Raw genomic sequence first — 18,865 nt, 5'->3', positions numbered from 1 at the left:
CTCCGACCGGCGGTCCGGACCGTACGGTCACAGCCTTCGCGGAGGTTCGCATGACGACGGGGATGGCGGGAGCGGGTTGACAGTGCGGTTGACGGGTCACGCGCCGCACAGGGTTCCGCTGAGCCCGCTCACCTGCTTGACTGACCCGGCGGAGCGTCCGTCGATCGGGCGACGGAGTCCGCGTCCACCGAGGAGACGCCATGTCGACCGCCACCGCTCGGACGAGGGGGCGGATCGGTGCGGCATCCGTCGCGGCTCTCTCGCTCGTCGCCTCTGTCGTCGTCGCCTCACCGGCCCAGCCCGCCTACGCGGCGTACCCCGAGTCGTTCAACCCCTTCGCGATCGGCGGCGGCTACACCGTCTATGCGCGCGAGGACGCGGTGCTCGGCAATGACGAGACGGAGGGCGCGATCGCCGTCGGCGGTACGGCCACAAAGCCCGGCGACGGCCAGTACACCCTCGTCCACGTCGTCGCGGGCACGGCCGACTACACGCTGCCGACGGTGGACGGCGACCCCACCCGCCTGCTGGTGGGCGCATTCGACCCGGAGAGCGGTGGCATCACCGCGATCACGAGCGCCGGCACGTCCGACCCGGCGCTGCGCGGCGACCTCAAGATGGTCGAGCGCGACGGTCCGTGGCAGGCGGCGGCGCGGGCGGACTGGCTGCGCCTCAACCTCGACGCGTCGCAGCCGGATCTGACACCGCTCATCGACGCGACGCACCAGCAGTACCCGGACGATGGCGAGCCGCCGACCGGACCCGTCGGGGGCGGAAGCATCTACACGGTCGATCAGTCGAGCGGTGCCGTCGCCGGTTACGTCGAGTCGGCGCGCGAGGCGTCGTACGAACAGGCCGCGGCGTGCCTCGCCGACATCGCCGACCCCGGGCTCGGCGCCGGCTTCCCGGTGTCGGTCGCCGAAGACGTCGGCGACCGCATCGTCCTCGGCCCGCTGAGCGCGACGCGGCCCAATGTCGTCGACTACGACGACATCGCCGGCGCCGCCCTGCTGCAGTTCTCGTCCGGCCCCGAGCCGGGTGTGACCAACCCGCTCATCATCCGGGTGCCCGCCGGGACGACGGAGGTCATCGGGGCCCGCGTCGACCCCCAGGGCGCCTACTCGCCCTACATCATGTGGGACCTGTCAGCGGTGACGGGAGAGGTGTCGGTGACGGCGGCCCAGGCTCGTATCGACGGCTCGATCTACGCCCCCGACGCCGACATCACCGTCACCGCCTCCCCCCTCGACGGCCAGATCATCGGCCGCGACGTCACGATCGGCGGCGGCGAGGTCCACTCGTTCTTCTTCGCCGGCGCCATCTCGTGCACCGCCGACGAGGGCACCTTCCGCATCCGCAAGGCTCTGGAGGGCATCGACCCCGCCGCAGTGGCGGGACTGACCTTCGCTGTGAACTACATCGCGACGACCCCCGCGGGCGACGAGCTGCGCGGCAGCTTCGAGCTGCCCGCGGACGGCAGCTGGGTCTCGGCGGGCGAGGACTTCCCGGTCGGGACGGTGGTGGACTTCGAAGAGATCCCGCCCGCCAGCATCCCGGGGTACGAATGGGCGGCCCCCACGATCGCCCCCGACCCTCTCGTGGTCACGGCCGGGGCGACGGCTGACGTCGTCGTCACGAACGAGGCGACGCCGCTCACGGGAACGTTCTCGGTGAGCAAGCGCATCGCGACCGCCGCGGGACCCGTTCCGGACGAGCCCGCGGGCGCGGTCGAGGTGACCTGGACGGCCACGCGCGCGGGCTCGGCGCTCGATTCCGGCATCCTCGAGGTGCCGTTCGACGGGACGCCCGTCTCACCCGACGAGCAGTTCCCGCTCGGCACGCGCATCACGCTCTCGGAGGACCTCTCGAGCGTCCCCGCCCCCGACGGATACCGCTGGACCGGCGCGACGTGGGACCCGGGCCGCATCATCACGATCGCCGGCACCGGAACGTCGGCGGTCGTGCTGACGAACACGGTCGCGCCCGAAGCCGAACCGCGCAGCATCTCGGTCGTGAAGCAGACCGTGGGCGCCGCGGTCGATCCTCGCTACGAGTACTCCGTCAGCTACAACATCGACCCCACCGCCCCGGGGGCAGATTCGCGGCGCACGCGCGCGATCACGGTGGGTGATCCCGTCGTGCTGACCGATGTCGAGACGGGAGCGGAGTTCCTGCAGCTGGCGGAGCCGATCCCGCTGCTCGACGGCGCGCCCGTCGATGTGTCGGACTGGGAAGCACCGGTGTTCCGTGTCACGACGGACGGAGTGACCGAGACCTACACCGCCGGCGGCTACGAAGGGCAGGTGCCCCTGTCGGATGCCGTCGTCGACATCCCGCTGCCCGCGTCGGGCGACATCTCGGTCGAGGTGACGAACGAGCTGCGCGAGGGGACCTTCGCCGTGCAGAAGCGGTTCGAGGGCATCGTGCCCGACGACCTGCCGCCCGGCACGCTGTTCACCGCGCAGTGGACGGCCACCACCCCGACCGGCGAGGTGACGGCGGGACGCGTTCGGGTGCCGGCCGACGGGTCACCCGTGTCGCCCGAGGACGCCTCGGGTGATCCCTTGCTTTTCCCCTACGGCACCGTCGTGGAGTTCCGCGAGGCGCCGGCGCCGCTGCAACGGGGCGTGAGCTGGGTCTCGACGTCGTTCACTCCCGGCACCCTGACGATCGGCGACGGCGACGCCGATGTCGCGGTCGAGACGATGACCAACACCGCGACGTTCGACCGCGGCACCTTCCAGGTCGCCAAGAACCTCGCGGGTATCGCGCCCGAGCAGGTGACCACCGACACGTTCCTCGTCGGGTACCTCGCTCTCCTGCCCACCGGCGCCGTCGACGTCGGCACGATCGTCCTGCCCGCCGACGGCACGCCCGTCGGTCCGCTCGACGACGCGGGAGCGCCGCGCACGTTCCCCGTCGGCACGCGCATCGTCCTCGCCGAGGCCCCGCCCGACGAGGCGACGCTCCCGGACGACTACGACTGGGCGCGGCCGACGTGGTCGCCCTCGCGTTCGCTGACGATCGCGGCGACGCAGCAGATTCCCACGATCGTCGTGACCAACTCCGCCGTCCAGTACGCGATGGTGTCGCTGACCAAGACGGTCGACGATGCCGCGGACCTCGTCGCGGATGACGTCGCGTTCGACATCGCCTGGTGGCTCGACGACGAGCGCCAGCCCGACCTCACGCTCGTCGCCGGCGAGACTGTCGCGTCGGACCGGTTCCCGGTCGGGTCGATCATCGAGGCCGAGGAGCCGCGCCCCGCGGACGTCCCGGGCGGCACCTGGCAGGACCCGGTGTGGACCCTGGGCGGCGAGGTGCTGCCCGTGCAGTCGAACGGCCGCATCGTCGTGCCGGTCTCGGCGTCGGGTCAGGACACGATCGCGATCGAGCTCGAGAACATCCTCCGTCCTGACGTGCCCGAGACGCCCGGCGAGCCGGGCGACGACACGGGGTCGGGCGACGACACCGGGTCGGGGGATGCCGCGGGCTCGCTGCCCACGACGGGCGGCAGCCTCAGCCCCATGCTGCCCGCCGCCGGCATCCTGCCGCTGCTCCTCGGTGCCGCTCTCGCCGCACGTCGCCGGCGGGCGTGAGGCGGCCCATAATGCCTCGCGCTACCGGGCACCAGCCCCTCGTGACGGTCGGCCGGACTCAATACGGTTGAGGCATGGCGCGCGACGACGAACAGCCGGAGGACCTCTACACCGCCCCCATCACCCTTCCGGGGGCGGCGGGCGCCGACGGCGAGGACACTGATCTCGACATGCCCGAGATCAGCTACGACGAGCAGCGGTACCCCGCGCGCCCGCGACGGCTGCGCCCTCGCGATCAGTTCCGCGGCGGCAGCGTGCGACGCAACATGACCGACCCGCGGACGGCGAACGGCACCAACCCGTCGTATGTCGAGTGGCTCGTGCGCCAGGCGATGCTCAAGGACGCCGACGTGCTGGCCCGTCAGCTGTCGGGTCAGCCGGCGATGTGGCGCAACCCGTACGCGCGACCGGACGCGCGCCGCGCGATCGCCACGACCGACGTCTGGTTCACCGCGTACCCGATCTCGCTCATCACCCGCCCCGGCGAGTCCTTCCTCGCTGCGCTGGGCGACGACGCGCTGTGGTCGGCCTTCGAGCGCATCGGCATCACCGCGATCCACACCGGCCCCGTCAAGCGGGCGGGCGGCATCGAGGGGTGGCGCGAGACCCCGAGCGTCGACGGCCACTTCGACCGCATCAGCACGTCGATCGACCCGGCGTTCGGCACCGAGGAGGAGTTCCGTGCCCTGTGCGACGTCGCCGATGCCCACGGCGGCAGCGTCATCGACGACATCGTCCCCGGCCACACCGGCAAGGGCGCCGACTTCCGGCTCGCCGAAATGGGCTACAAGGACTACCCCGGGATCTACCACATGGTCGAGATCCCGCCCGAGGACTGGGATCTGCTGCCCGAGGTGCCCGAGGGCGTCGACAGCGTCAACCTCGACCCGGCGACCGAGCACGAGCTGGCCGAGCAGGGGTACATCATCGGCGCGCTCCAGCGCGTGATCTTCTACACGCCCGGGGTCAAGGAGACCAACTGGAGCGCGACCGCGCCCGTTACCGGTCCCGACGGACGCACGCGCCGCTGGGTCTACCTGCACTACTTCAAGCAGGGTCAGCCGTCGATCAACTGGCTCGACCCGACCTTCGCCGGCATGCGCCTCGTCATCGGCGACGCGCTGCACTCGCTCGGCGAGCTCGGCACGAGCGCGCTGCGACTGGACGCGAACGGCTTCCTCGGGGTCGAGAAGAGCGCCGAAGGCCTGCCCGCGTGGTCGGAGGGGCACCCCCTGTCGCACGCCGCGAACCACATCATCGCCGGCATGGTGCGCAAGGTCGGGGGCTTCACGTTCCAGGAGCTCAACCTCACCATCGAAGACATCCGCGACACCGGAGCCGTGGGCGCCGACCTGTCGTACGACTTCGTCGGCCGCCCCGGCTACCACCACGCGCTGGCGACCGGGCAGACCGAGTTCCTGCGCCTGGCGCTGACGACCTCGCTCGAGCTCGGCGTCGCGCCGGTGCAGCTCGTGCACGGCATGCAGAACCACGACGAGCTCACGTACGAGCTGGTCCACTGGGCCACCCGTCACGGCGACGACGTCTACCGCTTCCGCGGCCGCGAGATCTCGGGCAGCGACCTCGCCGAAGAGATCCGCGCCGACCTCACCGAGCACCTCACCGGCACCGCAGACTACAACCGGGTGTTCACGCAGAACGGCATCGCCTGCACGACGACCTCGCTGATCGCCGCGACGCGCGGCATCGCGCGGCTCGACGACGTCTCGGACGACGACATCCCGCTCATCCGCGACGCGCACCTGCTGCTGAGCGCCTACAACGCCTGGCAGCCGGGCGTCTTCGCCCTCTCGGGCTGGGACCTCGTCGGCATGCTGACGATCCCCGCCGATGAGGTCGCCGACCTGCTCTCGGCCGGTGACACGCGCTGGATCGAGCGCGGCGCCCACGACCTGCTCGACGTCGACCCGTCGGCGACCCGTTCGGCCGCCGGGATGCCGCGAGGACGCGCGCTCTACGGATCGCTGCCGGCCCAGCTCGACGACCCCGAGTCGTTCGCCTCGCGCCTGGCGGGCATCATCGACCTGCGGCGCGAGTACGGCATCGCCTCGGCGACGCAGGTCGACATCCCCGAGGTCGCGCACGCGGGCATGCTCGTGCTGGTGCACCGCCTCGATGAGGGCGACCCGAACGCCGACGCGGCGATGCAGGTGACGGTGCTGAACTTCTCCGCCGAGCCCACCGAGGGCACCGTGCGGTCGGAGCAGCTCGTGCCGCAGAGCGAGGTGGTGGATGCCGCCTCGGGTGAGACCCTCGGACGCGTCGACGACCTGCAGAGCTTCAGTGTCTCGCTGCCGGCCTACGGCGCGAAGTTCCTGGTGCTGAACGCGCCCGAGCCGACCGAGGACTAATCCTGGCGCCTGCCCCGCGGATACACCTGTCGGATCGGCGCGGCGAGTGAGGCCGCGCCGCGATGGCGCCGCCTCACCCGCACCGGGGGTCCGACGGACGTAGCGCGACGGGTGATCACGGGGCCCCGGGCGGGGCTCAGGCGAGGGCGGCGTCGATGCCCGCCAGGGGCACCGGCAGCCAGTCCGGGCGGTTCCGAGCCTCGTAGATCGACTCGTACACGGCCTTGTCGAGCACCAGCGCCCGCAGCAGAACGGGGTCCAGCGCGACGGCGCCAGGGGCCTCGACGTACGCCGCGACGAAAGCGTCGCGGCAGGCCGCGGCCCACTCGCTCGCGTCGGGGCCTGCGCCGACCGCGCCGGCGTAGTCGAACGAGCGCAGCATGCCGGCGACGTCGCGCGGGGGCAGGTCGGGGATCGCGCGCTCCGCCATGGGGCGCAGCGGCTCGCCCTCGAAGTCGACGATGCGCCATCCGCCGTGGGGCACGGCGAGCACCTGACCGAGGTGGAGGTCGCCGTGGATGCGCTGCAGGAGCGGCCAGGGACGTGCGAGGGCGGTCTCGTACACGGCGCGGATCGCGTCGACGCGCTCGGCGACAGCGGGAACCTCGGATGCTGCGATCGACAGCCGTCGCTGCCACGCGTTGCCCGTCGCGGCGACCTCGTCGGCGCCGGCATCCTTCGTCTCGAGGGCCGCGCCCAGCGCGCCGTGGACTCCCGCGACCGCGCGGCCGAGATCGCTGGCGGCGTCGGTGAAATCGCGGCCCTCGCGTGCGGCGTCGAGGGCGACCGCCCAGCCGTCGCGGACACCGCGGAGGAACTCCTGCGCGAAGCCGAGGGTGCCGCTGGCCGAGCCGGACGCGCGTCCGACGTCGGGCCACGAGGCGTCGAGGCTGCCGTAGAAGCGCGGAACGTAGGGCGATCCGGCGTCGCTGAGCACGCGCTGCACGGTGACGTCGGGATTCTCGCCGTGGTGGAGCGTGCGGAAGAGCTTGAGGATGATCGTGGGCTCGCCATCGACGTCGTAGACGATCGAGGTGTTGGACTGCTCACCCGTCAGCACGCGCGAGCCCGTCACGCGACTGACGTCGACTCCCATCTCGGCCAGCAGTCCGACCGTGAAGCCGGGATGCCGGACGGCGTCGACGAGCACGCCGCCGTCGTCGTGCGCGATCACCGCGTCGGGGTGGTCCGTCGCCGGCAGGTGCACGAGCGGGACGTTGTACAGCGTCGGGAGCGACCCCGCGTCATCCATGAGCAGGTAGCGCGTCGCCTCGGGGGCCGGCTGCGCGTCGAGGATCCGGAACCGCGGCTCGTGGCTCTTGCCGGCGTACCACCGCTGTCGCGCCACCCAGGCGCCGAGTTCGTCTGTCAATCGCACGGTCCCACCCTGGCCTGCCGGATTCGACAGGGGAAAGGGCTGGACGCGCGGCCGTGAGAGGCGTATTGCCGATCCGGGCGCGCCGCGCGCACATTCGGCGCATTCCGGCCGATAGTGCCACCGGGAGCAACCGAACGTCAGGCCCGCGGAGGTCCGCATGTCCATTCACGAGAAGGTGAGCCGCCGGGTCCGCCGGTGGGACGCCGACGTCGTCGTCGACCCCGCGATCACCCGGGCGCAGTGGCGCGCCGTGCGCCGTCGCGTGCAGGGGCCGGTCGCCGTCGGCCTGGTGCTCGGCGTCGCACTGGCGGTCGCCGTGGTGCTCCCGTTCGGGTGGGGCTGGGAGGAGCGGGTGCTGCGGGTCGTCGCCTTCGCCGGCGTCGTGGCGGTCGCGCTGATCCTCGCGTTCGTCGCGGTGGCGGTGACGCATGCGCGGTCGTCGCTGCCGCAGCGGCATCCGTCCCTGTTCACGTCGCGACGCGCGACGACCGCCGAGGGGGAGAGCGGCTGCGAGGTCGGCGGTACGCGGCCGGCGTGAGCCGAGTCGCGGTCCGCGAGACGTCGCTCGGCGAGCAATCGTATCGGCTGGTGCTTATATGTTCATATGAACGAGGAGCTCGAGCCGGTCGCCGAACTGTTCAAGGCGCTCTCGTCGTCGTCGCGGCTGCGGATCCTCCAGCTGCTGGCGGACGGCCCGGCCACCGTCGGTCATCTGGCGACGGCGAGCGGTCTGTCGCAGCCGCTCGTGTCGCAGCATCTGCGCACCCTGCGCTCGGCGGGGCTGGTCTCGGTGCAGCGCTCGGGCCGCGAGGCGCACTACGCGGTCGCCGACCTCCACGTCGCCCACATCGTCGAGGATGCCGTGAAGCACGCACTCGAGCGGTGACGAGAATCGGTCTCAGTTAGCTGCACATATTGCAATGGGCTTATGTATATGGTCTGCTGGACTCGTTCCGGCCGCGCCGCGGCCCCGATCGTTCTGGAGGCAGATCATGAGCACGACCGAGACCCACGCCGAGCACACCCTCGACGAGCACACCCACGGCGCCGAGTGCGGACACGAGAGCGTCCAGCACGACGACCACGTCGACTACGTCCACGACGGCCACCGTCACGCGCCCCACGGCGACCACTACGACGAGCACTGAGCGGGTCCGGCGCCAACGCCGATCCGCGAACGACGGAGCCTGCCACCCATCCGGGGGCAGGCTCCTTCTCGTCTCGGCTCGTGCGCGCGTCAGCCCAGCGGGTGCTCGTCGTCCTCGGCCGGAACCTCCTGCTGCTGTTCCCAGACGTCGGCGGGATCCGCCTCGGGCGTCGCCGCGGGGGTCGCCGGGGGGACGACGGATGCCGCGTCGGCGGCGAGGTCCTGCTCGACGGCATCCGCGACCGGAACCTCGGGGCCGTGCTCGTTCCTGACATCTGCCATGGCGGTCTCCTTCCGGGGGCGCTCGCCGGGGTCCGGCGCTCGCCCGATCGAATCGTGATGTGACTCCGCTGCATCGGCGGTGTCTCCAGCCTGGAAAGCGCGCGGCCGGAGCGCAAGGTGTTGCGTCGAGCGGCGAAAACCGCGTGCGCGACCATGCGCACGACCGACCTTGCGGGTTTCTTGAGGTGATGTGATGACGCTGTTGCGCTGATCTTGCGCCGACTCGCCCATGATCGAAGAGCACCCGGTCACGGGGACGTTGCCCGAACGGCGTCCTCGAGACCGGGTCTTCTTCGTTGCGGCCTCGCGTGCGGCGGCGACGTCGGTCGCCCGGCGGCACTGGCCCTGCCCCCGCCCGGGCTGGCACAATGCGCGTGTGCCGACCCCGCCCCCGATCGGTCCGCTCGCTCACATGGCGCTCGCCGAGCTGGCCATCGCGCTGCAGTCGCCCGGCAGCGGTGACGTCGAGCGGTGGGTGCTCCGGCACGCCGGCCACGGGCGCCGTCGCGAGGTGCAGATCGTCACCGCGCTCGCCGTCACCGCGGGTGACCGTCGGGCGGCCACCGCCGCGACGCCGCCCGACCAGGTGTGGCGGCCCGAGGTGACCGCCCATGCGTCGAGTGCCGAGCTGCTGGTCGCACGGATGATCGCGGCCTACCTCAACGACGACCCCGCCACGGTCACCGCCCTCGCCCTCGCGTGGGCGGGGTGGGACCCACCGGCGCGGGCTTCGGCGTTGCGCGTGTTCGTCCGCCTGCTCGCGGCGGGTTGAGTGGCTTCTTGCGGATGCGCAAGTGCCTCGGCATCATCGCGTGATCGCCGTAGCGTCGGAGGATGAGCGATCAGAGCATCCCCACCCCCGACGAGCCGACGTTCCCCGCCCCCGCCGAGCCGACCGTCCCCGTTCCGGCCGAGCCCACGACCCCGGCTCCCGCCGAGCCCGGTGCCCCCACGCCCCCGGCGGCGTCGGGTGCTGCGGGTGACGAGACCCTCGGCGGACCCGAGGGCGGCGGCGTCGGATCGCCCGTGAAGGATCCCGACACCTGGGTGACCGGCGACGAGCCCATGACGGGACCGCAGCGCAGCTACCTCGACACCCTCGCCCGCGAGGCCGGCGAGGAGCTGCCCGCGAGCCTGACCAAGGCCGAGGCCTCGGAGCAGATCGACCGCCTGCAGAACGCGACCGGCCGCGGCGAGGCATCCTGACGGTTCCTCACCCAGCGCACGAGAGCGGGCGCGGATGCCGGGTCAGCCCGCGTCCGCGCCCGCTCTGCGCTGGCGCACCCGGAACCACAGGCTGAGCTCGCGCGCCGCCCGGAGCGTCGCGCTCGGGTCGTCTCGGCTCTCGAGGTCGTCGAACGTGTCGCGGAACCCGGCGGGCGCGACCCCGGTCGTCTCGGCGATCGGCTGGTAGCCCATCGTCCACTCGGCGAACTCGCGGTGCTCGATCGGCTGCTCGATGAGCACCCGCATGCCGTCGTGCCGGGGGTCGCGGCCGATGCGCTCGATCAGCGCGCGCACCGCGGCCTCGGGTCCTTCGAGCACCTGGACGAACCGACCGCCACGGTACAGCAGCATCCCCGTGAGGTCTCGGGCGGCATTGGACGCTCGGCTCTGCTCGAGCAGCCACCGCAGCTCGTCGTCGCCGAAGGGGGCGCGGGCGGTGCTCGTGTAGAGCACCGACAGCAGATCGCCGGGTGTCGATGTCATCGGACCTCCCACAGGTCGACGGGCGGACGGTCCTCGGGCGGGGCCGGGGGACTGCTGAGAGCGCGCATCGCGTCGGTGAGCTCGACGAACGCGCCGATGCACTGTGAGCGCGAGTCGTACGCGAGGTGCCGCCCGTCGCGCTGACGGTCGATGTAGCCCACGAACTCGCCGATCCGGCTGCCGACGTGGAAGCCGTCCTCGACGCGGGCCCACACCACGCCGGAGCCCGATCGCGAAGCGCCCGCGCCGTCCGCCTGCGTCGCCGAGCTCATGGGGCCGGCTCGCTGCGCTCGGTCCAGATCAGCGCACCGGCGGCCAGGAACGCCGCCGCCGCGATGACGTGCGCGGTCAGCCAGATCGGCGCCGCGAATGAGAACGGGACGACCGGATTCCACACGATCGCGATCGCCGCCATGACGACGGCCCACCACCACTGGCGTGCCTGCACGGCGAACCAGGCGATGATGAGCGCGAGGATCGTCACGATGAACGAGACGACGACGGCCACGTCGCCGCCGATCAGCGCCATCCCGGCCACGAGGGTCGCGGCCCCGAGGATGCCGGGCGCCAGCGCGTTGCGCTGCCGCAGCGGTGGGTCGGTCGGTCGGGCGGTTCTGGAGGCCATGCGGATGTTTCTCTCGGGGGTACGGGCGGCACCGTCGCCGGCGCCTCCCCGATCGTAGGAGGTGGGTATCAGTCGGTTCCCGTGCTTGACGCCGGCTCGCTGATCGCTATGGTCGCGACCGGGTCGTCCAGCAGGGCCGCGAAGGCCGCTTCGGCCGCGCCGATGAGCAGGCGGTCGTCGCCGAGCTCGGCGATGCGGACGAGCGGTGCCGACCCGGCGATGGTCTGGCGCGCCACCGCGGCGGCGAACAGTTCGACCTCGGTCTCGATCAGGGCGGCGAGGAAGCCGCCGAGGACGACGACGGCCGGGTCGAGGATGTTCACCGCGCTCGCGACGGCCGTCGCCAGGATGCGGCGTTGGCGGTCGACCTCGTCGACGACGGCGGGGTTGCTGCTGCGCTGCAGCGCGGTGCGCAGCTCCGCGTCGTCGGCCGCGGCGACCCCGAGCGCCGTGATCAGCCGGTGCCGGCTCACTTCGTCCTCGAGGGCGCCGCGCGCTCCGGAGCGCCGGTCGGCGGCATCCTCGAGGGCGGCGGGGTTGTGGCCGAACTCGCCGGCCAGGCCGCGCGCCCCGCCGACGAGCACGTCGCCGACGACGAGACCGCCGCCGATGCCGCTCGCCCCGCCGTTGAGGTAGATGACGTCCGTGACCCCGCGCGCGGCGCCGAAGAGGTACTCCGCGTGGGCGCCGTACGACGCGTCGTTGCCCACGGTCGTGGGCAGGCCGGTCGCTGACGAGACGAGGTCGGCGAGGGGAGCGTCGGTCCAGCGCAGGTGGGGAGCGTGCACGACGAGACCGTCCGCGGGCTGCACGAGCCCCGGGACGGCGATGCCGACGCCGATGACGGATGCCGCCGCCAGCGCGTCTTCGCGCCATTGCGAGACGGTCGCCGCGATGAGGCCGGCGAGATCGGCGGGCGTGATCAGGTTGGCCGACGGCGCCCGGTGCCGGGCGTGCACGCGCCGATCCAGCCCGACGGCGGCGACGGTGACGGCGTCGACCTCGGGGTTCACGGCGATCGCGACGACGTCGCCGCGGGCGCTGATGACCGGGGAGGGGCGTCCGATGCGCCCCTCGGGTGCACCCGCGGTCTCGGTGACCAGCCCCAGGCGGCCGAGCTCGCTCGTGAGCGCCCCGATGGTCGAACGGTTCAGCCCCAGGTCCGCCGTCAGCGTCGCACGCGACAGCGGCCCGGTCCGATGGACCGCGGACAGCATGCGCGCGAGGTTCGCCCGACGGACGAGTTCGGCGGTGCCGGGGGCGATGCTCACGCGCACAGCCTACGAGAAACAGGTTTGTTGACGCACTAGACAAATAGTCCTAACCTGATGTCGCAGCAATCGACGCGAAGGAGCACGCATGCGCACCCCGACCCCGGCCGACAAGTTCACGTTCGGCCTCTGGACCATCGGCTACAACGGCACCGACCCGTTCGGCGGACCCACCCGTCCCCCGCTCGACGTCGTCCACGCGGTCGAGAAGCTCGCCGAGCTCGGCGCCGCCGGCCTGACGTTCCACGACGACGACCTCTTCCCCTTCGGCTCGAGCGACGCCGAGCGCCAGACGCAGATCGACCGGCTGAAGGGCGCGCTCGCCGACACCGGTCTGACCGTGCCGATGGTCACCACCAACCTCTTCAGCGCTCCCGTCTTCAAGGACGGCGGCTTCACCTCGAACGACCGGTCGGTCCGGCGCTTCGCCATCCGCAAGGTCCTTCGCCAGATCGACCTCGGCGCCGAGCTCGGCGCCGAGACGTTCGTCATGTGGGGCGGCCGCGAGGGGGCCGAGTACGACTCCGCCAAGGACGTCCGCGCCGCGCTCGAGCGCTACCGCGAGGCCGTCAACTTCCTCGGCGACTACGTCGTCGAGAAGGGCTACAACCTGCGCTTCGCGATCGAGCCGAAGCCGAACGAGCCGCGCGGCGACATCCTGCTGCCGACTGTCGGGCACGCCCTCGCCTTCATCGACTCGCTCGAGCGCCCCGAGCTCGTGGGCCTGAACCCCGAGGTCGGCCACGAGCAGATGGCGGGGCTGAACTTCGCCGCCGGCATCGCGCAGGCGCTGTACCACGGCAAGCTCTTCCACATCGATCTCAACGGTCAGCGCGGCATCAAGTACGACCAGGACCTCGTCTTCGGTCACGGTGACCTGCACAACGCGTTCGCGCTCGTCGACCTGCTCGAGAACGGCGGCCCGAACGGCGGACCGGCCTACGACGGCCCCCGCCACTTCGACTACAAGCCGAGCCGCACCGAGGACGAGACCGGTGTGTGGGACTCCGCCGCCGCCAACATGCGCACCTATCTGCTGCTGAAGGAGCGCGCCCAGGCCTTCCGCGCCGACCCCGAGGTGCAGGAGGCGCTCGAGGCGGCCCGTGTCGCGGAGCTGTCGCAGCCGACCTTCGGCGAGGGCGAGACGTACGACGACTTCGTCGCCGACCGCTCGGCGTACGAGGACTTCGACGCCGACGCCTACCTCGGCGGTCACGGCTTCGGTTTCGTGCGTCTGCAGCAACTCGCGACCGAGCACCTGCTCGGAGCCCGCTGACGCGGAGTCGCCCGACCCCGCGGCTCGGCCGCGGTGCAACGAAGAGAGGATGCCGGCATGGCGCTGGTCATGGGGATCGATTCGTCGACCCAGTCGTGCAAGGTCGTCGTCGTCGACGACGTGTCGGGGCGCGTGCTCCGCGAGGGGCGTGCGCCCCACCCCGACGGCACGAGCGTCGACCCCGAGGCCTGGTGGGTCGCCCTCCAGCGAGCGATCGAGCTGGCCGGCGGGATGGCCGACGTCGCGGCGTGGTCGATCGGCGGTCAGCAGCACGGACTGGTGGCGCTCGATGAGGCCGGCCGGGTCATCCGCGACGCCCTGCTCTGGAACGACACGAGGTCGGCGGCCGCGGCGGCCGACCTCGTGTCCGAGTTCGGGGCGGCGGCGCTCGCCGAGCGCACCGGGCTCGTGCCGGTCGCGTCCTTCACCATCAGCAAGCTGCGGTGGTTGCGCGACCACGAGCCCGAGAACGCCGCGCGCGTCGCGGCGGTCGCGCTGCCGCACGACTGGCTGACCTGGCGGCTGCGCGGTTTCGGACCGGGGGATGCCGCGAACGCCGGTCCGGCCGCGCTCGACGAGCTCGTCACCGACCGATCCGACGCGTCGGGCACCGGTTACTGGAGCGCCGCGACGGGCGCGTACGACCGTGACCTCCTCGTCGCCGCGCTCGGCCACGACGTCATCGTGCCGCGCGTGCTCGGAGCCGACGAGTTCGTGCTCGACGCCGACGGCCGTCGTGTGGCTGCCGGCGCCGGCGACAACGCGGCATCCGCTCTCGGGGTCGGGGCCGGCGTGGGGGATGTCGTCGTCTCGATCGGCACGTCGGGCACGGTCTTCGCCGTCAGCGAGACCGCGGTGGCCGACCCCTCGGGCACCGTCGCCGGTTTCGCCTCGGCGGACGGCCACCATCTGCCGCTCGTGTGCACGCTCAACGCGGCACGCGTGCTCGACGTCACGGCGGCGCTGCTCGGCATCGACCACGACGAGCTGTCGCGCCTGGCGCTGTCGGCCGAGCCCGGCGCCGGCGGACTCGCGCTCGTGCCCTACTTCGAGGGGGAGCGCACGCCCAATCTGCCCGACGCGACGGCCTCGCTCTCGGGCATGACCCTCGCCTCGACGACCCGCGAGAACCTCGCCCGAGCCGCCGTCGAAGGACTGCTCGGCGGACTCGGTGCCGGCCTCGACGCCCTGCGCGCACACGGGGTGCCCCTGCGCCGCGTCCTGCTGGTCGGCGGGGGAGCGCGGTCGGAGGCGGTGCAGCGCATCGCTCCGCTGGTGTTCGGTCTCGAGGTCGAGGTGCCCGAGCCCGGCGAGTACGTCGCGCTCGGTGCGGCCGAGCAGGCGCGCCGAATCCTCTGATCCGCGCGATCCGCGCGACGAGAACGGGACCGGATGCCGCAGCATCCGGTCCCGTTCGCCTCACACGTGGTCGCGCCAGGAGTGCTGCGGCTCGTAGCCCAGCAGCCGTCGTGCTTTCGCGGTCGAGAACAGCGACGTGTTCTCGCCCAGGTCTCCGCGGACCTCGACGCCCGGGAAGACCTCGGCGATCAGCTCGGCGTTCGGCCGCGACATGACGGTGTCGGCCGCGGCGATGAGGAAGCGGTCGAAGCCGGCGGGCGCGTTCTCGAGCGCACGCAGCACGGCCTGCGCGCCGTCGCGGGCGTCGATGTAGCTCCACGCGTTCCACTTGCGGCGCCGGGCGTCGGCGTCGAACGACGGGAACTCGGCGTAGTCCTCGGGCACCATGACGTTCGAGAAGCGCAGCGCCGTGATCGACAGTCCCGGGTGCCACCGCACCAGCTCGATCGCGAGCTGCTCTTCGAGGTGCTTGACCAGCGAGTACACCGATTCCGGGCGGGCGGGGTACTCCTCGTCGACGGGGAAGTAGGGCGGCGGGACATCGAACGGCAGGCCCTGCACCGTCTCGCTCGAGGCGTAGACGATCCGGTCGATGCCCAGCCGCGTCGCCGCGTGGAACACGTTGAATGTCGCCGTCATGTTGTTGTGGAAGGTCGCGATGTCGGGGCGCAGGCCCGGTGCGGGCACCGCGCCCAGGTGCACGACCGCATCGACGCCGTCGTGTCTGTCGCCCACCGCCGCGAAAGCGTCGACGACCTGTCCGTAGTCGGTCAGGTCGATCTGGACGAACGCGGGACCGCGTGCCCCCACGACGTCGAAGCCGATGACCTCGTGACCGGCCGCCGTGAGCTCACGAGCGACGACCGTGCCGAGTTTTCCCGATGATCCCGTCAGTGCGATCCGCATGGGATCAGGGTGTCACACCCGCGGGCGGCTAGGCTCGGTCGTCATGGCTGCCGGTGCGACGATCCACACATTCGACGTGACCCTGGCGGACGTCGACCGCGGCGTCTACGAGTCGTTCCCGCTGCGCATGGCGCGGCATCCCTCCGAGACCGAGGCCTTCATGATCACGCGGCTCCTGGCGTACTGCCTCGAGTACGAGGAGGGCATCGACTTCACCGAGGGGATCGCCGCGAAGGACGAGCCCGCAGTTCTCGTGCGAGATCTGACCGGCGCCATCGTCGCGTGGATCGAGGTGGGCGCACCGGACGCCTCGCGGCTGCACCTGGGCAGCAAGCAGTCCGGTCGCGTCGCCGTCTACACCCACCGCAACCCCGGGCCGGTCGCCGCGGCGTGGGCCGGCAAGAAGATCCACCGGGCGTCCGAGATCCCGCTCTACAGCTTCGAACCCGGCTTCATCGACACCCTCGCCTCGGCGCTGGACCGCCGGAACGTCGCGACCGTCTCGATCACCGAGCGCCGGCTGTACGTCGAGCTCGGGGGCGTGACGGCCGAGTCGGACGTGACGTCTCAGCCGGCGGCCTGAGCCGGCGCGTCAGACAGAAAGACGTCGACGCCCACGTCGCTCAGCACGAGCTGCAGCGCCGACCCCTCCGGGAAGTGCTCGCGCAACTCCGCGGGGTACTCCGACGTCACGACGAACGACATCGCCGCCGGGAACGCCCCGGCCGAGCACCCCTGACCGTACGACGACCAACCGGCATCGGATGCCTGGTCGGCCTGCTCCCCGTTCATGACGAGCAGGCACGTGTGCTCGTGCTCGAGCCACGGGACGCGCACTTCGTAGGTGCGCAGGCCGAAGAACGGCTCGAACGACCGGGAGTCCTCCGCGCCCCAGTCGCGCAGGAACTCCGGCTGCTCGCCGCCGATCGGCAGCAGCGTCGTGAGGTGGGTGACCGGTGCGTCGTCGGGGATCGCGGTCGCGGTCGAGGCCGTGCGCGCGGTGGCGAAGTTCGTGACCGCGGCCGCCAGCGCCGCCACCGCGACGAGCGACCCCGCCCACATCAGCGTCGTTCGCAGCGACGGTCGGCGCGACGGGCGACCCGTCGGGCCACCGGCATCCGTTTCGGTCGCGTCGGTGCGAGCGGAATCCGCGTCGTGCTCCGCCGGTGACGCATCGGCGCGGTCGGGCAGGGCGGGACCCGGGTCGACCGCGACGGGGAGCGCGTCCGGGGCGTCCGCGTGCGCCGGCTCGAGCGACCGGGCGTGTGCCGAGCGGCGCCGCGCCTCGAGCTCGGCGAGTCGGCGCAGGGCGGCCGGATCGGCGTCGATGTCGCTCGCGGGGCCGTAGGCGCGGGCGCGCAGCGCTCGCAGCTCGGCGTCCGCCCCGTCGTCCATTCCAGCATCGTGACACACGCAGGGGCGAGCGGGGCGGGTCGCGGCATCCGGTCCGCCGTCATCCCCGCCGGGCCGCCGCCCGTTCAGCGGATTCCGAGTGGATGCCGCTACGTTGGTGCGATGACGAACTGCGCCGTTTCGGCCTCAGACTCCGACAGTCCCAGCGCCCGGGTGACCCCGGGCGCGATCCGTTTCCCGCGCGCGGGCCGCCGATGAACGGCGATCTGCTCCTCAACATCGTCCTCGTCGTCATCTTCGTCCTCATCGGCGGCGTCTTCGCCGCCACGGAGATGGCCCTCGTGACCCTGCGAGAGAGCCAGGTCAATGCTCTCGCCCTGCGCGGCAAGCGCGGCGAGAAGGTCGCCGCCCTGGCCCGCAACCCCAACACGTTCCTCTCGGCGGTGCAGATCGGCGTGACCGTCGCCGGCTTCGCCTCGGCCGCGTACGGCGCATCGTCGATCGCGCCGTCGCTCGCGCCGGTGCTGGAGTCGTGGGGCCTCGCCCGCGGCGCTGCGATGACCGTCGCCACGATCGTGCTGACGCTGATCATCGCCTACCTCTCGCTCGTGCTGGGCGAGCTCGTGCCCAAGCGCCTTGCGATCCAGCGCAACGCCGCCTTCGCGTACGGCGTCGCGCCCGTGCTGAACGGCTTCGCCAAGCTCATGCGTCCGGTGATCTGGCTGCTGTCGATCTCGACGAATGTGCTCGTGCGCCTGCTCGGCGGCGATCCCGACAAGACCGGCGAGGAGCTCAGCGACGAAGAGCTGCGCGACATCGTCTCGAGTCACGAGGGTCTGCCCGAGGACGAACGGCGCATCCTCGACGACGTGCTGTCGCTGCGCGATCGCCAGCTGAGCGAGGTCATGCGGCCGCGCCCCGAGGTGGTCTCGCTGCTCGGCCGCGACTCGGTGGGCGAGGCGGCGGCGGTCGTGCGCGACCTGCCCTACTCGCGCTACCCGATCATCGATCAGACGATCGACGACGTCGTCGGGTTCGTGCACGTGCGCGACCTGCTCGACGCGGCGGCCACCGACGACACGCAGACCCTCGCCGAGATCGTGCGTCCCATCCGCTACTTCCCCTCGACGGCGCGGCTGCTGCCGACGCTCACGAGCATGCGGGCGGAGGGCAGCCAGATCGCGGTCGTGGTCGACGAGTACGGCGGCACCGACGGCATCGTGACCCTCGAGGACCTGGTCGAAGAGGTCGTGGGCGAGATCGTCGACGAGTACGACACCGAGGCCATGCCGCACGTCCTGGCGGGCGAGGGCGGATCGGTCGACGGCCGCCTGAACCTCCAGGACTTCGAGGAGGCGACGGGCATCTCGATCCCGCGCGGCACCTCCGACACGGTGGCCGGCTTCGTGATCGAGCAGCTCGGGCGGCTCGCGCGCGTCGGCGACCGCATCGAGGTCGACGGCGCGACGATCGAGGTCACGCGACTGGACCGTCGCCGGATCTCGGAGCTGCACGTCGCTCGCGCCTCGCACGAGGCCGAGCCCGCGGCATCCGCCGACGAGTAAGCTCGGTGGGCGGTGCGTCGGG

Annotated in this window: 19 protein-coding genes; 11 read left to right on the top strand and 8 right to left on the bottom strand. The window is 72.0% G+C overall.

Annotated features, from left to right (window positions below; all coding sequences use genetic code 11):
* The first annotated feature begins 200 nt into the window (after positions 1–200).
* Together JOF37_RS07710 and treS are read left to right on the top strand one after the other, a co-directional pair.
* Complete coding sequence (locus JOF37_RS07710; protein WP_210006309.1) at positions 201–3,599, top strand: DUF5979 domain-containing protein; 3,399 nt, start codon at positions 201–203, stop codon at positions 3,597–3,599.
* Between the two features lie 74 nt (positions 3,600–3,673).
* Complete coding sequence (gene treS / locus JOF37_RS07705) at positions 3,674–5,971, top strand: maltose alpha-D-glucosyltransferase (RefSeq protein WP_210006308.1); 2,298 nt, start codon at positions 3,674–3,676, stop codon at positions 5,969–5,971.
* Between the two features lie 136 nt (positions 5,972–6,107).
* Here the strand turns inward: treS and JOF37_RS07700 are convergent, their stop codons facing one another.
* Positions 6,108–7,349, bottom strand: a complete 1,242-nt coding sequence (locus tag JOF37_RS07700; protein ID WP_210006307.1) for a maltokinase N-terminal cap-like domain-containing protein — start codon at positions 7,347–7,349, stop codon at positions 6,108–6,110.
* Between the two features lie 157 nt (positions 7,350–7,506).
* Between JOF37_RS07700 and JOF37_RS07695 the strand changes: the two genes are divergently transcribed.
* The 3 genes from JOF37_RS07695 to JOF37_RS07685 all read left to right on the top strand — a co-directional run bounded on the left by JOF37_RS07695 (position 7,507) and on the right by JOF37_RS07685 (position 8,497).
* Positions 7,507–7,887, top strand: coding sequence for a hypothetical protein (locus JOF37_RS07695; protein WP_210006306.1), 381 nt, complete (start codon positions 7,507–7,509; stop codon positions 7,885–7,887).
* A 66-nt stretch (positions 7,888–7,953) separates the two neighbouring features.
* Positions 7,954–8,235, top strand: a complete 282-nt coding sequence (locus JOF37_RS07690) for an ArsR/SmtB family transcription factor (protein ID WP_210006305.1) — start codon at positions 7,954–7,956, stop codon at positions 8,233–8,235.
* Between the two features lie 103 nt (positions 8,236–8,338).
* The gene (locus tag JOF37_RS07685) at positions 8,339–8,497 is read left to right on the top strand and encodes a zinc transporter permease (RefSeq protein WP_372445485.1); all 159 of its coding nucleotides are present in this window, start codon (positions 8,339–8,341) and stop codon (positions 8,495–8,497) included.
* Positions 8,498–8,586: 89 nt separating this feature from the next.
* Here JOF37_RS07685 and JOF37_RS07680 read toward each other — a convergent pair whose 3' ends face one another.
* Positions 8,587–8,778 carry a hypothetical protein gene (locus JOF37_RS07680; protein WP_210006303.1) on the bottom strand — a complete coding sequence of 64 codons (192 nt, stop codon included), beginning with the start codon at positions 8,776–8,778 and terminating at the stop codon, positions 8,587–8,589.
* A gap of 376 nt (positions 8,779–9,154) precedes the next feature.
* Between JOF37_RS07680 and JOF37_RS07675 the strand changes: the two genes are divergently transcribed.
* Together JOF37_RS07675 and JOF37_RS15505 are read left to right on the top strand one after the other, a co-directional pair.
* On the top strand, positions 9,155–9,550 hold the full coding sequence (locus tag JOF37_RS07675) for a hypothetical protein (protein WP_210006302.1): 396 nt from the start codon (positions 9,155–9,157) through the stop codon (positions 9,548–9,550).
* 254 nt (positions 9,551–9,804) lie between these two features.
* On the top strand, positions 9,805–9,984 hold the full coding sequence (locus tag JOF37_RS15505; protein WP_271175000.1) for a DUF3072 domain-containing protein: 180 nt from the start codon (positions 9,805–9,807) through the stop codon (positions 9,982–9,984).
* Between the two features lie 42 nt (positions 9,985–10,026).
* On the opposite strand, the gene JOF37_RS07665 is transcribed toward JOF37_RS15505, so the two are convergent.
* The 4 genes from JOF37_RS07665 to JOF37_RS07650 form a co-directional block, all read right to left on the bottom strand.
* Positions 10,027–10,488: a BLUF domain-containing protein gene (locus JOF37_RS07665; protein WP_210006300.1), complete on the bottom strand. Its 462-nt coding sequence runs from the start codon at positions 10,486–10,488 to the stop codon at positions 10,027–10,029.
* Entirely contained in the window at positions 10,485–10,760 is a 276-nt protein-coding gene (locus tag JOF37_RS07660; protein ID WP_210006299.1) for a hypothetical protein, read from the bottom strand. Before JOF37_RS07660 ends, JOF37_RS07665 begins: the two co-directional genes overlap by 4 nt.
* Positions 10,757–11,113, bottom strand: coding sequence for a DUF6804 family protein (locus JOF37_RS07655; protein ID WP_210006298.1), 357 nt, complete (start codon positions 11,111–11,113; stop codon positions 10,757–10,759). Before JOF37_RS07655 ends, JOF37_RS07660 begins: the two co-directional genes overlap by 4 nt.
* Before the next feature lie 68 nt (positions 11,114–11,181).
* Positions 11,182–12,384: an ROK family protein gene (locus tag JOF37_RS07650; RefSeq protein WP_271174992.1), complete on the bottom strand. Its 1,203-nt coding sequence runs from the start codon at positions 12,382–12,384 to the stop codon at positions 11,182–11,184.
* 88 nt (positions 12,385–12,472) lie between these two features.
* Between JOF37_RS07650 and xylA the strand changes: the two genes are divergently transcribed.
* Positions 12,473–13,660, top strand: a complete 1,188-nt coding sequence (xylA, locus tag JOF37_RS07645) for a xylose isomerase (RefSeq protein ID WP_210006297.1) — start codon at positions 12,473–12,475, stop codon at positions 13,658–13,660.
* A gap of 57 nt (positions 13,661–13,717) precedes the next feature.
* Positions 13,718–15,019 (top strand): xylulokinase, encoded by a 1,302-nt coding sequence (xylB, locus tag JOF37_RS07640; protein WP_210006296.1) that lies wholly within the window; start codon positions 13,718–13,720, stop codon positions 15,017–15,019.
* Positions 15,020–15,079: 60 nt separating this feature from the next.
* On the opposite strand, the gene JOF37_RS07635 is transcribed toward xylB, so the two are convergent.
* A complete protein-coding gene (locus JOF37_RS07635) occupies positions 15,080–15,925 on the bottom strand; it encodes an NAD-dependent epimerase/dehydratase family protein (RefSeq protein WP_210006295.1) in 846 nt (281 codons plus the stop codon).
* A 43-nt stretch (positions 15,926–15,968) separates the two neighbouring features.
* On the opposite strand from JOF37_RS07635, the gene JOF37_RS07630 reads away from it, so the two are divergent.
* Positions 15,969–16,508 (top strand): YaeQ family protein, encoded by a 540-nt coding sequence (locus JOF37_RS07630; protein WP_210006294.1) that lies wholly within the window; start codon positions 15,969–15,971, stop codon positions 16,506–16,508.
* On the opposite strand, the gene JOF37_RS07625 is transcribed toward JOF37_RS07630, so the two are convergent.
* Complete coding sequence (locus JOF37_RS07625) at positions 16,493–17,320, bottom strand: hypothetical protein (RefSeq protein WP_210006293.1); 828 nt, start codon at positions 17,318–17,320, stop codon at positions 16,493–16,495. The two genes, JOF37_RS07630 and JOF37_RS07625, sit on opposite strands and share 16 nt — an antisense overlap.
* 212 nt (positions 17,321–17,532) lie before the next feature.
* Between JOF37_RS07625 and JOF37_RS07620 the strand changes: the two genes are divergently transcribed.
* Complete coding sequence (locus tag JOF37_RS07620; protein ID WP_210006292.1) at positions 17,533–18,843, top strand: hemolysin family protein; 1,311 nt, start codon at positions 17,533–17,535, stop codon at positions 18,841–18,843.
* Positions 18,844–18,865: the final 22 nt, after the last annotated feature.

This window comes from Microbacterium imperiale, assembly GCF_017876655.1.
Taxonomy (GTDB): Bacteria; Actinomycetota; Actinomycetes; order Actinomycetales; family Microbacteriaceae; genus Microbacterium; species Microbacterium imperiale.
Note: the sequence above shows the minus strand (reverse complement) of the source record. Positions and strands in the feature narration are given on the sequence as shown.